General features: G+C 69.2%; 15 protein-coding genes and 1 pseudogene. 8 read left to right on the top strand and 8 right to left on the bottom strand.

The window, feature by feature from the left end; all coding sequences use genetic code 11:
• Positions 1-31: 31 nt before the first annotated feature.
• The 4 genes and pseudogenes from DW307_RS15565 to DW307_RS15550 form a co-directional block, all read right to left on the bottom strand.
• The gene (locus DW307_RS15565; protein WP_240750712.1) at positions 32-802 is read right to left on the bottom strand and encodes a 3-keto-5-aminohexanoate cleavage protein; all 771 of its coding nucleotides are present in this window, start codon (positions 800-802) and stop codon (positions 32-34) included.
• A complete protein-coding gene (locus tag DW307_RS15560) occupies positions 799-1,029 on the bottom strand; it encodes a DUF2188 domain-containing protein (protein WP_021200253.1) in 231 nt (76 codons plus the stop codon). The genes DW307_RS15565 and DW307_RS15560 overlap by 4 nt, the downstream gene beginning before the upstream one ends.
• Positions 1,030-1,125: 96 nt before the next feature.
• The gene (locus tag DW307_RS15555) at positions 1,126-2,322 is read right to left on the bottom strand and encodes a MalY/PatB family protein (protein ID WP_136025157.1); all 1,197 of its coding nucleotides are present in this window, start codon (positions 2,320-2,322) and stop codon (positions 1,126-1,128) included.
• A 317-nt stretch (positions 2,323-2,639) separates the two neighbouring features.
• Positions 2,640-2,723, bottom strand: a pseudogene (locus DW307_RS15550) (VOC family protein); the annotation flags it as partial.
• A gap of 12 nt (positions 2,724-2,735) precedes the next feature.
• Here DW307_RS15550 and DW307_RS15545 point away from each other — a divergent pair.
• The 3 genes from DW307_RS15545 to DW307_RS18170 all read left to right on the top strand — a co-directional run bounded on the left by DW307_RS15545 (position 2,736) and on the right by DW307_RS18170 (position 5,499).
• Positions 2,736-2,933 (top strand): type II toxin-antitoxin system RelE/ParE family toxin, encoded by a 198-nt coding sequence (locus DW307_RS15545; protein WP_136025156.1) that lies wholly within the window; start codon positions 2,736-2,738, stop codon positions 2,931-2,933.
• An 80-nt stretch (positions 2,934-3,013) separates the two neighbouring features.
• Positions 3,014-5,347 (top strand): phosphoribosylformylglycinamidine synthase subunit PurL, encoded by a 2,334-nt coding sequence (purL, locus tag DW307_RS15540; RefSeq protein WP_021200250.1) that lies wholly within the window; start codon positions 3,014-3,016, stop codon positions 5,345-5,347.
• Positions 5,344-5,499 (top strand): hypothetical protein, encoded by a 156-nt coding sequence (locus DW307_RS18170; protein WP_168441047.1) that lies wholly within the window; start codon positions 5,344-5,346, stop codon positions 5,497-5,499. The genes purL and DW307_RS18170 overlap by 4 nt, the downstream gene beginning before the upstream one ends.
• A 22-nt stretch (positions 5,500-5,521) precedes the next feature.
• On the opposite strand, the gene DW307_RS15535 is transcribed toward DW307_RS18170, so the two are convergent.
• Positions 5,522-6,094 (bottom strand): TetR/AcrR family transcriptional regulator, encoded by a 573-nt coding sequence (locus tag DW307_RS15535; RefSeq protein WP_021200248.1) that lies wholly within the window; start codon positions 6,092-6,094, stop codon positions 5,522-5,524.
• Positions 6,095-6,163: 69 nt separating this feature from the next.
• On the opposite strand from DW307_RS15535, the gene DW307_RS15530 reads away from it, so the two are divergent.
• The 3 genes from DW307_RS15530 to DW307_RS15520 all read left to right on the top strand — a co-directional run bounded on the left by DW307_RS15530 (position 6,164) and on the right by DW307_RS15520 (position 9,741).
• Complete coding sequence (locus tag DW307_RS15530; protein WP_136025155.1) at positions 6,164-8,710, top strand: MMPL family transporter; 2,547 nt, start codon at positions 6,164-6,166, stop codon at positions 8,708-8,710.
• Positions 8,711-8,914: 204 nt separating this feature from the next.
• Positions 8,915-9,265: a TraR/DksA family transcriptional regulator gene (locus tag DW307_RS15525; protein WP_136025154.1), complete on the top strand. Its 351-nt coding sequence runs from the start codon at positions 8,915-8,917 to the stop codon at positions 9,263-9,265.
• A gap of 38 nt (positions 9,266-9,303) precedes the next feature.
• Positions 9,304-9,741: a VOC family protein gene (locus DW307_RS15520; protein WP_029263104.1), complete on the top strand. Its 438-nt coding sequence runs from the start codon at positions 9,304-9,306 to the stop codon at positions 9,739-9,741.
• Positions 9,742-9,745: 4 nt separating this feature from the next.
• Here DW307_RS15520 and DW307_RS15515 read toward each other — a convergent pair whose 3' ends face one another.
• Entirely contained in the window at positions 9,746-10,108 is a 363-nt protein-coding gene (locus tag DW307_RS15515) for a nuclear transport factor 2 family protein (RefSeq protein ID WP_021200244.1), read from the bottom strand.
• A 58-nt stretch (positions 10,109-10,166) separates the two neighbouring features.
• Between DW307_RS15515 and DW307_RS15510 the strand changes: the two genes are divergently transcribed.
• Together DW307_RS15510 and DW307_RS15505 are read left to right on the top strand one after the other, a co-directional pair.
• Positions 10,167-11,018, top strand: a complete 852-nt coding sequence (locus DW307_RS15510; RefSeq protein WP_021200243.1) for a hypothetical protein — start codon at positions 10,167-10,169, stop codon at positions 11,016-11,018.
• Positions 11,015-11,863, top strand: coding sequence for an SMP-30/gluconolactonase/LRE family protein (locus DW307_RS15505; protein ID WP_136025153.1), 849 nt, complete (start codon positions 11,015-11,017; stop codon positions 11,861-11,863). The genes DW307_RS15510 and DW307_RS15505 overlap by 4 nt, the downstream gene beginning before the upstream one ends.
• Positions 11,864-11,957: 94 nt before the next feature.
• Here DW307_RS15505 and DW307_RS15500 read toward each other — a convergent pair whose 3' ends face one another.
• Both DW307_RS15500 and DW307_RS15495 read right to left on the bottom strand, forming a co-directional pair.
• Positions 11,958-12,812 (bottom strand): fumarylacetoacetate hydrolase family protein, encoded by an 855-nt coding sequence (locus tag DW307_RS15500; protein WP_136025152.1) that lies wholly within the window; start codon positions 12,810-12,812, stop codon positions 11,958-11,960.
• Between the two features lie 13 nt (positions 12,813-12,825).
• Positions 12,826-13,800, bottom strand: coding sequence for a C-terminal binding protein (locus DW307_RS15495; RefSeq protein WP_136025151.1), 975 nt, complete (start codon positions 13,798-13,800; stop codon positions 12,826-12,828).
• Positions 13,801-13,901 lie beyond the last annotated feature (101 nt).

Here is a 13,901-nt window from a genome sequence, read left to right as displayed (position 1 = left end):
CCAGGATGCCGCACCCCGTGCACCTGCCCGGTCAGACTCCCCGCATCCGCGCCACGGCCGCCCGCACCAGCGCGGCGTTCCCGGGCGCGGGCGCACCGTCGGGGAGCAGCAGAGTGTCTTCCAACCCGATGCGCGACGCCAGCCCGAGCTCGACAGCGAGGTCGAACACGGGCCACGTCGAGCCCTCTTCGCCGTGGAGCAGGATCGGCAGGTCGGGCTCTTCGAGCTCGACGTGCGCGATCATCCCCTCGGCGTGGTCGCGCAGCAGCTCGGTCGGTTCATCGGGAAGCTCGATCAGCACCCGTAGGCACTCACCTCTCACCGGCGAACGCTTCCACACCTCGAAACCGGCCGCGTCCCACAGACCGGCCTCGACCGCGACTCCACGCTTCAGCAGCAGGGCGGCCACCTCGTCGGCACCGGCCTCGTGCCAATTGACCGATGCGTGATCCGGCAGCTCCGTCCACGACTCGATCGCGGTGAGACGACGCGCGACATCGGGCTCGGCCCACGCCCCCGTGGTCACGCCGACCGGCACACCGGGAATCGCGGTCCGCACTGCCCGCACCCACCGCGCGACATCGTCGGCGGCGAGACTGTCACGACCCGCCGCATCCTTCGGGTGCACGTGCACCTCCTGCGCTCCCGCAGCCACCGCACGCGCGGCGTCGTCGGCCACGACCGAGGCATCCGCGCTCAGCCACGGGTGCTCGACCGCATCACGGGCGCCGTTGACACATACCTGCAACTGCATCCGACGCGCAGACCGGGCAGGAGGGTCGGAGTCCGACACCACCGTCATCGACCGATCAGCTCGCGCGGGTGCAGGTCGTACGCGGAGGAGTCGGCCGACGGGCCCTCTTCCGTCCGCACCGTGTGCTCGACCTGACGTGCGACCGCCGCGCTGCGACCGACCTTGACCGCCTCGGCTTCGCTCTCGAAACTGCTCCCCAACGTCTGCGATTCCCCTTCGATGCGGTTGAACCAGATGCCGTTGCGGTGGAACGTCTCGATGTCGCCTGCAGCCATGGCGGGATCCCTTCTCTCGTATCCCTTTTTACGTGAGACCACCGACACGACAGAGGGGCTTGACAGCCTCCACGGCGCCGCCCGAGCACCCCCGGCTCAGACCCTGAGACCCGCCCGGCGCACGGCATCACCCATCGCTACGAACGCCTCTTCGAGGATCGGACGCGGTGTCGCGAAGACCCCCCGCACATGGCCCTCGGCGCCACGCCCGAGCAGCCGCCCCTCGGTCAGCACGACCCCGGCCCGCTCACGAAAGAACTCGGCCGGCGGCCCAGGGATCCCCAGCGCGGAGGTGTCGATCCACCCGATGTACGTCGCCTCGGGCACGCGATACACAGCCCCGGGAAGATGCTCGTCCACCAGCCGCGCGAGCTCGTGCCGCGATCCGTCGAGGTACGCGATCACCTCCGTCAGCCACGGCTTTCCCGCCCGATACGCCGCCGTCGAGGCCACCACGCCGAGGGTCGCCGCGCCATGCTGCACCGCGAACCCGAACCGCTTGTACAGCTGCTGGTCAGCATCGTTCGAGGTGATCAGCTGCGCGGTCTTCAGCCCCGGGATGTTCCACGCCTTCGACGCGCTCGTCCCCGTGACCGTGTGCGCGGCCGTCGCCGCCGACACCGACGCGTAGGGCACGAACGGCGCACCGTCGTAACGCAGCGGCGCGTGGATCTCGTCCGCGAAAACCCGCCCGCCGTGCCGCTCGACGATCTCGGCGATCGCCTCCAGCTCCTCACGTCCGACGATCGTGCCGGTCGGGTTGTGCGGATTGCAGAGCACGAGCGTCCGCGCCCCTGCAGCGAACGCCTCGTCGATGCGCTGCAGATCGTGCTGCCAGCGTCCGTCGATCTCGACGCCGGGGACCTCGATCACCGGATGCCCGATCGCCGGCAGGTATGTCAGGAACGGCATGTACGCCGGAGTCGGCACGATCACGGGCGACCCCGCGGGCGCATACTCCTGCACCGCGACACCGAGCGCCGCCATCACGTCCGAGACCGGATGCACACGCTCGGGGTCGACCGCCCAGCCGTACTCATCCTGCATCCACTCGGCCGTCGCCTCCCCCAGCTCCGCGGCCTGAGGAGGGGAGAGGTAGCCGAGATTCTCGTCGTCGATCGCGCGATGCAGTGCCTCGGCGATCTCGGGAGCGACCCCGAAATCCATCTCCGCCACCCACGCCCCGATGCGACCGGGATGCAGACTCCACTTGCGACTCTGCGGCCGATCGAGGAAGAGACGGGTGCGCGCATCGAAGGGATGCGACGGTTGCGAGGAACGGTCCGTGGTCATGGTCTGGGTTCCCGCCGGCTCAGCCGACGGCGTCGATACAGGACGCGTGCAGGACGCGGATCTCGGACACGGGGACTCCATTCGCAACGGCTCCGACCAATCTACGGACACCGCTGCGCCGTCGCATTTCGCGTTTCCATCCGTGACGCGATTCCGGGCCCCGCCGAGAGACGCCCAGCCGACGGGGCACCAGCCGGGGCGTGAACAACTCCGGAGACTCGCCCCGCAGATGGCTCGAATCCCCTCTCAGAACCGAATCTGCAGAACTTCTCCTGAGTTGTGCACGCGACTCCCGGGACAGCGCCCGGAACCGAGGCTCAACCGGCGACGTCGAGCACCCAGGTCACGCCGAAGCGGTCGGTGAGCATGCCGAAGCCGGACGACCACGCCGACGCGGCCAACTCCAGCACGCGATGAGTCGGCTCGCCGCGCACCCCTCGCTCGGGTCGGCGCGCTGCGAAGTGGTGACGGAGATTCCCGAGATCCGCGCCTTCCCTCTTCGGAACCACCCGTGCCTCGTCTTCTACACCGACGACTCTGATGCTGTACGAGTGCGCCGCGTGCTTCACACGCGGAGAGACATCGCCGCCGTCCTCATCGACCGACTCTGACTCCGCATCCCGCGGAAGAGCGGCCCCACCCACGCCGGTAGACTGGACCTGCCCCGCCGGCCCCTTCCTTTGGAGTGCGCGTGACCACCGCCCCTGCACCTTCCCACCAGCACGTCCCCGACTCCGTCGAGAACGCGATCGCGACGCCCGAGAAGGAGCAGCCGTACGCGGCCCTCGGACTCAAGCCCGACGAGTACGCGCGCATCAAGGAGATCCTCGGACGCCGCCCCACCTCGGGCGAGCTGGCGATGTACTCCGTCATGTGGAGCGAGCACTGCTCCTACAAGTCGTCGAAGAACTACCTGCGCCGCTTCGGCCAGAAGGTCAGCGACGAGATGAAGGAACGCCTGATGGTGGGCATGGGCCAGAACGCGGGCGTCGTCGACGTCGGCGAGGGCTGGGCCGTCACCTTCAAGGCCGAGTCGCACAACCACCCGTCGTTCATCGAGCCCTTCCAGGGTGCGGCGACCGGCGTCGGCGGCATCGTCCGCGACATCATCTCGATGGGCGCCCGCCCGGTCGCAGTCATGGACGCCCTGCGCTTCGGTGCAGTCGACCACCCCGACACCGCCCGCGTCGTGCACGGCGTGACCAGCGGCATCAGCTTCTACGGCAACTGCCTGGGACTCCCGAACATCGGCGGCGAGACGGTCTTCGACGCCGTCTACCAGGCCAACCCGCTCGTGAACGCCCTCGCGGTGGGCGTGCTGCGTCATGAAGACCTCAAGCTCGCGAACGCGACCGGCGTCGGCAACAAGGTCGTCCTGTTCGGTGCGCGCACGGGTGGCGACGGCATCGGCGGCGCGAGCATCCTCGCGTCCGACTCCTTCGACTCGACCGGCCCGACCAAGCGCCCCGCGGTGCAGGTGGGCGACCCGTTCGCCGAGAAGGTGCTCATCGAGTGCTGCCTCGAGCTGTACCGCGGCGAGCTCGTCGAGGCGATCCAGGACCTCGGTGCCGCCGGCATCTCGTGCGCGACCAGCGAGCTCGCGGCCAACGGCAACAGCGGCATGAAGGTCTCGCTCGACAACGTGCTGCTGCGCGACCCCACGCTCACGGCCGAGGAGATCCTCATGTCGGAGTCGCAGGAGCGCATGATGGCGATCGTCGCGCCCGAGAAGCTCGATGCCTTCCTCGAGGTCGTGAACAAGTGGGAGGTCGAGACCTCCGTGCTCGGCGAGGTCACCGGTGACGGACGCCTCATCATCGACTGGCAGGGCGAGCGCATCGTCGACGTCGACCCCTCGACGGTCGCGGTCGACGGCCCCGTCTACGACCGCCCGGTCGCCTACCCGACGTGGATCGACGCCCTCCAGGCGGATGCCGCCGAGAACCTGCCCCGCGCGACCGACCCGGAGACGCTGCGCGAACAGTTCCTGAACCTCGTCGCTTCACCGAACCTCGCAGACACGAGCTGGATCACCAACCAGTACGACTACTACGTGCTCGGCAACACGGCCCTCTCGTTCCCCGACGACGCCGGCATGATCCGCGTCGACGAGGAATCGGGTCTCGGCTTCGCGGTCTCGACCGATGCCAACGGCCGCTACTGCCAGCTCGACCCGTACGCGGGCGCACAGCTGGCCCTGGCCGAGGCGTACCGCAACGTCGCCGTCACCGGCGCCGTGCCGACCGCGATCACCGACTGCCTGAACTTCGGCTCTCCCGAGAACCCCGAGGTCATGTGGCAGTTCGGCCAGACGGTCGACGGCCTGGCCGACGGCTGCTACGAGCTGGGCACCCCGGTCACCGGCGGCAACGTCTCGTTCTACAACCAGACCGGCGACGTGCCGATCCACCCGACCCCACTGGTCGGCGTGCTCGGCATCATCGACGACGTCTCGCGCCGCATCCCCTCCGGATGGCAGGACGAGGGCCAGAACATCTACCTGCTCGGCACCACCTCGACCGAGCTCTCCGGCTCGGCATGGGCAGAGGTCGTGCACCAGCACCTGGGCGGTCTGCCCCCGAAGGTCGACCTCGCGGGCGAGAAGCGCCTCGCCGGTCTGCTGTCGGCAGCCCGCGACGAATGGCTGATCTCCTCGGCGCACGACCTCTCCGAGGGAGGCCTCGCGCAGGCGCTCGCCGAGGGCGTCATGCGCTTCGGCGTCGGAGCTCGCGTCTGGTTGAACGAGATCATCGAGCGCGACGGAGTGGACGCCGCAACCGCCCTGTTCTCCGAGTCGACCGGCCGCGTGATCGTGACCGTGCCCCGTGAGGATGACGTGAAGTTCCGCGGCCTCTGCGAAGGACGCGACTACCCGGTGATGCGCATCGGCGTGACCGACAGCGAGGGCGCGAAGCTCGAGGTGCAGGGCGTCTTCACCGTGTCCGCCGCCGAGCTGCGTGAGCGCTCGCAGGCCACCCTCCCGTCGTACTTCGGCCCGACCGTCACGGAGCAGGTCAGCGCATGAGCGACGTCAGCCGCCAGAACCCGAACGACGAGGACTACGGCGACCTCGGCGAGAAGCGCAACCGGCGTATCCGCATCGTCGCCTGGACCGTCATCATCGCACTCATCCTCGGCGGTGGCGGCGCGACCGTGCTGACCCTGCTCCTCGGCTGAGGCACGGGACGGCACCTGCCGCTCAGCGGGTGAAGAGGTACCTCGTCAGCTCGATGATCCCGTCGGGTCCGTGGCTCTCCCGTCCGAGCGACTCCACGATGATCGCGCCGAGGATCGCCCGACCGATCTGCGCGATCGGTGCATCTTCCGGCAACTGACCGTCGCGGATCCCGCCCCTCAAGCGCTCAGACAGGTGCTGCTCGACGCCCAGGCTTCCACCGAGGTGCGCACCGACCGCAGCATCTTCGGCGGCAGCCGCGACCAGCGACTGCAGCAGAGCCTGACCCTGCGCGCTCGCGAGGATCGTGAAGACCGACTGCAACCACGTCTCGACGTCGGCGAACAGGTCGCCCGTGTCGGGCACGACGAAGTCCACCGGGATGAGACGTCCGTCCACGAGACAGTCGGCGATCAGCGCGCCGCGCGACGGCCACCAGCGGTAGATCGTCTGCTTGCCGACCCCGGCTTCCTTCGCGATGCCCTCGATCGTGAGCCGGTCGTACCCCTGCGCATGGAACAGTCGGGAGGTCGCATCGAGGATCGCCTCGCGCGCCGCCGTGCTGCGCACGGGCCCGCTCCGGTGCTCGTTGACCATGGATTCAGGATAGCCACAGATCTCTAGACGAGACGTGCCGTATGATCTTCGAGTCTGAAGGAGACCACTGTGGCATCACTGCTGTACCGTCTGGGTTCGTTCGCTGCACGCAAGGCGTGGACGGTGATCGTCTCGTGGGTCCTGATCCTCGGTATCGGCGTGGGAGCATTCCTGACCCTCGGCGGCACGCTGAACAACAGCTTCGACATCCCCGGCACCGCCTCGGGCGCGGTCACCGACGAGCTCGCCGACAAGCTGCCCGACACGGCCGGCGGCACCGGCACGGTGGTCTACCGGACCGAAGACGGGTCTCCGTTCACCGACGACCAGAAGAAGGAGATCTCCGACCTCGCCGCGAGCGCCGAGGATCTCGACGGCGTCGCCGGGGTGATCGATCCGTTCGACGCGCAGAAGCAGCAGGACGAGCAGGCGCAGCAGCTCACCGACGGCCAGACCCAGATCACCGACGGCCGCGCGCAGCTGGATGCCGCCCAGACCCAGCTCGACGACGGACGCGCGCAGCTCGAAGCCGGACTCACACAGCTCACGGAGGCCCGCACCCAGGCCGAGCAGTCCGGTGCCGGGTCCGCACAGCTCGCCGCCCTCGACGCGCAGATCGCCGCGGTGAACGCCCAGCTGGCGCAGGTCGCGGCCCAGAACGCCGAGCTCGACCAGTCGCGCATCACCCTCGACGACAACGCCGATCAGGTGGAGCTGGGCTCGACCCTCCTCGATCTGGCCGACGGCATCGGCGTGGTCTCCGAAGACGGATCGACCGCCATCGTCAACATCTCGTTCGTCGACCCCCGCCTCGAACTCTCCGAAGAGGTGAAGCAGGGCGCGATCGACCACTTCGCATCCTCCCCCGTCGACGGTGTCGAGGTCGACTTCGGCACCGACATCGCACAGGGCGTCCCGGAGATCTTCGGCATCGGCGAGGCGGTCGGCCTCGCATTCGCGGCGATCGTCCTCATCGTGATGCTCGGCTCCCTCATCGCCGCCGCCCTCCCGATCGTCACCGCCATCGTGGGTGTGGGCGTCGGCGTCACGGCATCCCTCGCCTTCTCCGGCGTGGTGAACATGGCCTCGGTGACCCCGGTGCTGGGTGTGATGCTCGGGCTCGCGGTCGGCATCGACTACTCGCTGTTCATCGTCAACCGACACCGCAAACAGCTGCTCGCCGGGGTGCCGGTGCGTGAATCCATCGGCCTCGCCACGGGCACCTCCGGCACGGCCGTCGTGTTCGCCGGCACGACCGTGATCGTCGCACTGCTCGCCCTCAACGTGACCGGCGTGCCCTTCCTCGGCCTCATGGGCACGGTCGGTGCGGTCTGCGTCGCGGTGGCCGTGCTCGTCGCGATCACCCTCGCCCCCGCCATCCTCGGCCTCGTCGGCACGCGCCTGCTCAGCCGACGAGCGCGGGGAACGATCGGCCAGGAGCACGCGGCAGGCAAGCCCGTGAAGCGCATGTCGACCCTCCGCGCCGTCGTCACCGCGCTCGTGAGCGTGGTCGCCCTGCTGATCATCGCCATCCCCGCCATGTCGATGCGCCTCGGGCTGCCCGACGGATCGAGCGAACCGAGCGACTCGACCAGCTACCGTGCGTTCCAGACCGTCGACGAGCAGTTCGGCGAGGGCGCCAACGGACCGCTGCTGGTCACCGCGACCCTCGACGATGCCGTCAGCGACGACGACCTGCTCTCCACGCAGGTCACGATCGCCCAGGCCATCGCCGACCAGGACGACGTGGTGGCCGTGGCGCCGATCGCGACGTCCGACGACAACACGCTGCTCGCGTTCCAGGTCGTGCCGAAGGAGGGACCGAACAGCGCCTCGACCGAGAAGCTTGTGCAGGACCTGCGCTCGATGCCCGCGATCGGCGACGGCATCACTCTGGGCGTCGCCGGACAGGCCGCGATCAACATCGACATCTCCGAGGCGCTGGCCGGAGTCCTGCCGCTCTACCTCGTGGTCGTGGTCGGGCTCTCGCTGCTCATCATGATCGTGGTGTTCCGGTCGCTGCTCGTGCCCATCATCGCGACCGGCGGGTTCGTGCTGTCGCTCTTCGCGACGTACGGCCTGATCGTGGCGGTGTTCCAGTTCGGCTGGGGCGCCGAGATCATCGGACTGCACAGCACCGGGCCGATCCTGAGCTTCCTGCCCGTGATCCTCGTCGGCATCCTGTTCGGACTCGCGATGGACTACCAGTTGTTCCTCGCCTCCGGCATGCGCGAGGCGTACGTGCACGGCGCCTCGGCGCGGGATGCCGTCGCCCAGGGCTTCCGCGCCGGCCGCTCGGTCGTGATCGCCGCCGCCCTCATCATGGTGTCGGTGTTCGGCGGGTTCATCTTCTCGGAGTCGACGATCATCCGCTCCATCGGCTTCGGTCTCGCGTTCGGCGTGCTGCTCGACGCGTTCGTGGTGCGCATGCTGCTGATGCCCGCGCTCATGCACCTGCTCGGACGCTCGGCCTGGTGGCTGCCGCGCTGGCTCGACCGCATCCTGCCGAACGTCGACATGGAAGGAGCGGCGCTCGAACGCGACCACCCCGGCATGAAGGCCGTGGCCGTTCCGACCACGACCGACTCGGTGCCGACGCGGGAGACATCCGCCTGATCGGGATCTCGGAGACACCTCGCCCGGCGGAGTTCTCCGTGTCGGGAGGAGGGTTCGGGGCGAAGCTTCCGCCCGACACGGAGTTCTCCGCCCGACAAGGTGCCCGACAAGGTGCCCCGACAGGGAGCCCCGACACAGTGCCCCGACAGCGAGCCCCGCACGGAGCACGACCCCGACGTCAGAGGCCATGCCTAGAGTGGGCGCATGACCGCCGAAGCCCGGGAACGCCTGCTCGCGTTGCGCACTCAAGCCGAGGCACGGGTGCAGGCGACGGCGGCGACCCTCGATGAACTCACCCACGACCGCGCGGGCTCGAACGACGACGACGAGCACGACCCCGAGGGCGTCACCCTGTCGTCGGAGTGGTCTCGCCTGACCGGGCTCGCAGAAGCAGCCGCATCCGAGCTGCACCAGGTCGACGAGGCGCTGGCGCGGCTGGATGCCGGCACCTACGGCCTCTGCGCGAACTGCGGAAGACCGATCCCGGCCGGCCGCCTCGAAGCCCGCCCCTTCGCGGAGTACTGCGTCTCCTGCGCCGAGAAGCTCGGACGGTAGCCCTGACGCGAGGGTCGATCGCGAGTAGCATCCCACCCATGCCCATCACACTCGAGAACGTCGGCATCGCCGTCCGCGATCTGGAAGCCACCATCTCCTTCTTCACCGACCTGGGCCTCACGGTGCTCGGCCGCGACGAGGTCAGCGGAGAGTGGGCGGCGACCGCGGTCGGGCTCGACGGCAACCACGCCAAGATCGCGGTACTGCAGACTCCGGACGGACGCGGCCAGATCGAGCTGTTCGAGTACATCCACCCCGACGCGATCGAGACCGAACCGACCCTGCCGAACGAGATCGGCATGCACCGGATCGCCTTCTCGGTCGACGACATCGACGAGTCGCTCGCGATCGCCGCCCGCCACGGCTACCACCCGCTCCGCGGCGTCGCGAACTACCAGGACGTGTACAAGCTCACGTACCTCCGAGGCCCGAGCGGGATCCTGGTGATGTTCGCGCAGGACCTCACGAAGAGCTGACCCGTCACCCGGGGATGACCGTCCCCTGATGAAAGCGCAGAACGGGCCCGGAATCGGACAGCTGCCAGATCGATGACCGTCGGCTCTCCCGCCCCTCGGCGATCAGACGATAGTTCACGAGGACGATGCCGGGGGACAGCTCGTTGAAGAGCCAATCCGCGGTCTCGGGTACGGCCCTGCTGTCCTCGTTCGAAAGCTCGACGACGGTTTCCGTCCGCAGCCATCGCCGCCCCGATGCCCCGATCTCCGCGAAATCGGGGGCGAGCAGGGCCTGTACCCGGTCTGCGTCGGTCCGTACCTCCGAGGAGAGGAGCGCGATTTCGGCAGCGACCACGACGGCATACCGGTCCGCGTCGTCATCCCACATGCGTAAACGGTACCGCCGCCCTCTCGGGGAGCCCGCCGAGAAGTAGGCTGAACGCATCATGCAAGAGTTCTTCCAGTGGGCGGGCAACTTCTGGTGGCTCATCTTCCCGATCATGGGAATGGCCGGCGGGGCCGCGAAGGCGTGGGAGCGGGGCTCCAAGCGCCGTCACGAGCGACGCCTCGAGACGCTCAAGGTCAAGGCGCAGCTGAAGACCGCCGAGATCGAGGCGCGCGCGCTGACCCAGCAGGCCAAGCGCCGCGGACCCTCGGTCGTCGACACCACGGCATCCGTCGCGCCGAACGATCTGGTCGCACGCCTTTTCACCGAGCACGATGAGATCACCGCCCGCTGGCTCGACTACGAACTCGACGTCGCGAAGCTCATCGCCTTCCCCGCCATGAGCGACGGGCGCCAGCCCCTGACCGCCGCGTTCCTGCGCGCGAAGAAGACGGCGGATGCGTTGCGTCCCTCCTCTGCCGACGCCAAGGTGTCCGAGCAGCAGGTCACCGAGTACCTGCAGGCCGTCGGCGACTACGCGGTCGCGTTCGAGATCGCCGAGAAGGATGCCCGGCGTCTGCGCGACTCCACCTTCACCGAGCCGGAGCGCAAGAGACTCGAACGCGCACAGCAGCTCCTGAAGGTCGCGGTGGACGAATCGGCGACGCAGGCCGAGCGCAACGTCGCGTACAAGCGTGTGCGCGAAGAGCTCGATGGGCTCATCCTGCTCTCCGACGATGCGGTCACGGTACTCGAGAAGCAGGTGGCCCGGGAGCTGCCGGCCCAGGCGAGCACCTCCACCGACGCATCGACCGATGCGGCCCCCGCCCCCGCGGCGGAGGCCCAGCCGTTGCCGATCACCGATCCCCTGCGCCCGGCACCACCGCGGACGCTGCCGCGCGAAGACGCATGACCCCGGAGAACATCACCGGACCCGTCGCGCACCATGCCGAAGGCCCCGTCTGGTGGCCGGGCTGGGGTGGACTGCGCTGGGTCGACGGGACCGCGGGCGACCTGCTCACGCTGCGCCCCGACGGCGTGACCCGCCAGCACATCGACGACGAGTACCTCGCCTTCGCCCGCCCCCGTTCCAGCGGAGGGCTCGTGGCCGTCGGCGCCCGCACGCTCTATCTCGCGGATGATGTCGACGGCGGAACCAGGGCCGTCGCCGCGCTGGGCGACGACCCCCGTGTGCGCATGAACGACGGGTGCTGCGACCCCCGCGGTCGCCTGCTGACCGGATCGATGGCCTACGACGCGACAGCGGATGCCGGAACCGTCCTGCGTATCGATGCCTCCCTGTCGGTGACGACGGTGCTGCCGCAGACGACGGTCTCGAACGGCATCGGCTTCTCTCCCGACGGCAGGCAGGCCTACTACGTCGACACCCTGACCCATCGCGTCGACGTGTTCGATGTGGTCGAGGGGGAGCTGCGAGGACGCCGCGCCTTCGTGCGCTTCCCCGAGGGGCAGGGAATGCCGGACGGGCTCACCGTGGCATCCGACGGCAGCGTCTGGGTGGCCCTGTGGGACGGGAGCGCTGTGCACGGTTACGACGCGACCGGCGCCGTGATCGCGCGCATCGAGCTGCCGGTGCCGAAGGTGACCGCCTGCACGTTCGGTGACGACGACCTCGGCACGCTCTACATCACGACGTCGGCACAGGACCTCTCGCCCGACCACGGCACCGAGGCGGGTTCGCTCTTCGCCGTGCGACCGGGCGTGCACGGCATGCCCGTCACGCCGTTCGCCGGCTGAGACCCCGCAACACCGACGGCCTCTGCCCGAGGCACGGTGCACTCAGCGAAAGGAACCGTGCCCCGGACACAGGCCGCCGGGTGGATGACGCAGGTCAGCGCAGGTGCACCCGCTCGGTGCGCTGGTGCTGGCGTCCCAGCCCCTCGATCTCGATGGTCATCTCATCGCCGTCCTGCAGGTACGGGAACCGGCCCGACAGCGCGACGCCCTGCGGGGTGCCCGTGTTGATCACGTCGCCGGGCTCGAGCACCAGGTACTGGCTCAGCTCGTGCACGATCTGCAGCACGGAGAAGATCATGTCGGCAGTCGAGGAGTCCTGCCGCTGCTCGCCGTTCACGAAGGACCGCAGCCGCAGCGCCCGCGGATCGACCTCGTCGGCGGGGATGAGCGCCGGCCCGAGCGGGTTGAACGTCTCGGAGCACTTGCCCTTCGACCACTGTCCGCCCGATACGTCGAGCTGGTACGCGCGCTCGGAGACGTCGTTCGAGATCGTGTAGCCGGCGATGACGTCGCGTGCGGCCTCCGGCGACGACAGGTAGCGCGCCGTCTTGCCGATCACGATCGCCAGCTCGACCTCCCAGTCGACCTTCTCGGCACCGGGTGGCAGCAGCACGACGTCGTTCGGCCCGACGACCGTGTTCGGGTGCTTGAAGAAGATCACCGGATGCTCGGGCGGCTCCGATCCGGACTCGGCCGCGTGGGCAGCGTAGTTCTGGCCGATGCAGACCACCGCGGTCGGGCGGGCGACCGGGGCTCCGATGCGCAGACCGTCGACATCGGCGGTGGGGAGCTCGCCGCGGCCGAGGGCTTCGCGCACGCGAGCGATGCCGTCAGCGGCGAGGAAGGCGCCGTCGATCTCGCTGGTGAGGGGCGCGAGGTCGTAGACGACGTCGCCCTCACGGACGTAGGGGCGTTCGTGGCCGGTGGGGCCGAGTCGCAGGAGTTCCACGTCGATCCTTCGGTCAGCGCGCGTCGGCGTAGGTCGGGTTGACGATCGGCACGGATTCCCCGGCCAGGTACCGGATGATGTTCTCGGCCGCGTGCACGGGAAGATCCGCCAGCGCCTCGGGCGAGTACCAGGCGGCGTGCGGAGTGAGCAGCACGCTGTCGAGCTCACGCAGCGGGGAGTCGGCGGCGAGCGGCTCTCCCGCGAACACGTCGAGGGCGGCGGCTCCCAGGTGTCCGGAGCGGAGTGAGGCGGCGAGCGCCTCCTCGTCGATGAGCGGACCTCGGCAGGTGTTCACCACGACCGCTCCCGGCTTCATGGTCGCGAGGGCAGCGGCATCGATCAGGTGGCGGGTGTCGTCGCTCAGCGGGACGTGGAGGGTGAGGATGTCGGCCCGCGCCACGGCATCCGGGATCTCGACGAGTTCACAGTCGGCCTCGCGCACCGCGTCGCCGGAGGTGTACGGGTCGGCGACGAGCACGCGGAACCCCAGCGCGCGGCAACCGCGGGCCACCATCGAGCCGATGCGGCCGAAGCCGAGCACCGAGACCGTGGTGGCCGAGGGGCGCACGGCGAGCGGGCGGGCGTCGATGGCCTTCCACGTGCCGGCGCGCACGGCGCGGTCGTAGGCGGGGAGGCCGCGGCCCTGGGTCATGATCATCGCGATGGTGTGCGCGGCGACCTCTTCGATGCAGTAGCTCGGGGTGTTCGCGACGGCGACGCCGCGGGCGGTGGCCGCCTCGACGTCGACCATGTCGTAGCCGATGCCGACGCGGCTGATGATGCGGAGATTCGGCATGCGGTCCATCACCTCGCCGCTGATCTGCGCCCACTGCACGACCAGTCCTTCGGCGTCGGTGCCGTGAGCGGCGATGTCGTCGAGGCTGCCGGAAGCTGCGCGCTCGGCACGCAGCCCCGCCTGTCGGAGGGTGTCTTCGATGACGGTTCCCGGCAGGTCGCAGTCGCTGACGAGGATGAATGGCGCGGTCATGGATGCGATGCTATAGCATCTAGCAAGCTACTGCACCCCTCCAGGCGCGGGGCGCGGGCAGCTCCATCAACGCCGCCGAACGTTCGAGGCGCGTCAGATGG

Origin of the sequence: Microbacterium sp. K27 (genome assembly GCF_004794435.1) — a bacterium.
Lineage (GTDB): Bacteria > Actinomycetota > Actinomycetes > Actinomycetales > Microbacteriaceae > Microbacterium > Microbacterium maritypicum_A.
This window is presented reverse-complemented; position numbering and strand designations above follow the sequence as displayed.

Excerpts from the sequence above, each read along its gene's own strand:
- DW307_RS15520 (WP_029263104.1), top strand. The coding sequence starts at position 9,304 with ATGCCCATCACACTCGAGAACGTCGGCATCGCCGTCCGCGATCTGGAA.
- DW307_RS15555 (WP_136025157.1), bottom strand. The coding sequence starts at position 2,322 with ATGACCACGGACCGTTCCTCGCAACCGTCGCATCCCTTCGATGCGCGC.
- DW307_RS15525 (WP_136025154.1), top strand. The coding sequence starts at position 8,915 with ATGACCGCCGAAGCCCGGGAACGCCTGCTCGCGTTGCGCACTCAAGCC.
- DW307_RS15510 (WP_021200243.1), top strand. The coding sequence starts at position 10,167 with ATGCAAGAGTTCTTCCAGTGGGCGGGCAACTTCTGGTGGCTCATCTTC.
- DW307_RS15515 (WP_021200244.1), bottom strand. The coding sequence starts at position 10,108 with ATGTGGGATGACGACGCGGACCGGTATGCCGTCGTGGTCGCTGCCGAA.
- DW307_RS18170 (WP_168441047.1), top strand. The coding sequence starts at position 5,344 with ATGAGCGACGTCAGCCGCCAGAACCCGAACGACGAGGACTACGGCGAC.
- DW307_RS15565 (WP_240750712.1), bottom strand. The coding sequence starts at position 802 with ATGACGGTGGTGTCGGACTCCGACCCTCCTGCCCGGTCTGCGCGTCGG.
- DW307_RS15545 (WP_136025156.1), top strand. The coding sequence starts at position 2,736 with ATGAGTCGGCTCGCCGCGCACCCCTCGCTCGGGTCGGCGCGCTGCGAA.
- DW307_RS15505 (WP_136025153.1), top strand. The coding sequence starts at position 11,015 with ATGACCCCGGAGAACATCACCGGACCCGTCGCGCACCATGCCGAAGGC.
- DW307_RS15535 (WP_021200248.1), bottom strand. The coding sequence starts at position 6,094 with ATGGTCAACGAGCACCGGAGCGGGCCCGTGCGCAGCACGGCGGCGCGC.
- DW307_RS15560 (WP_021200253.1), bottom strand. The coding sequence starts at position 1,029 with ATGGCTGCAGGCGACATCGAGACGTTCCACCGCAACGGCATCTGGTTC.
- DW307_RS15495 (WP_136025151.1), bottom strand. The coding sequence starts at position 13,800 with ATGACCGCGCCATTCATCCTCGTCAGCGACTGCGACCTGCCGGGAACC.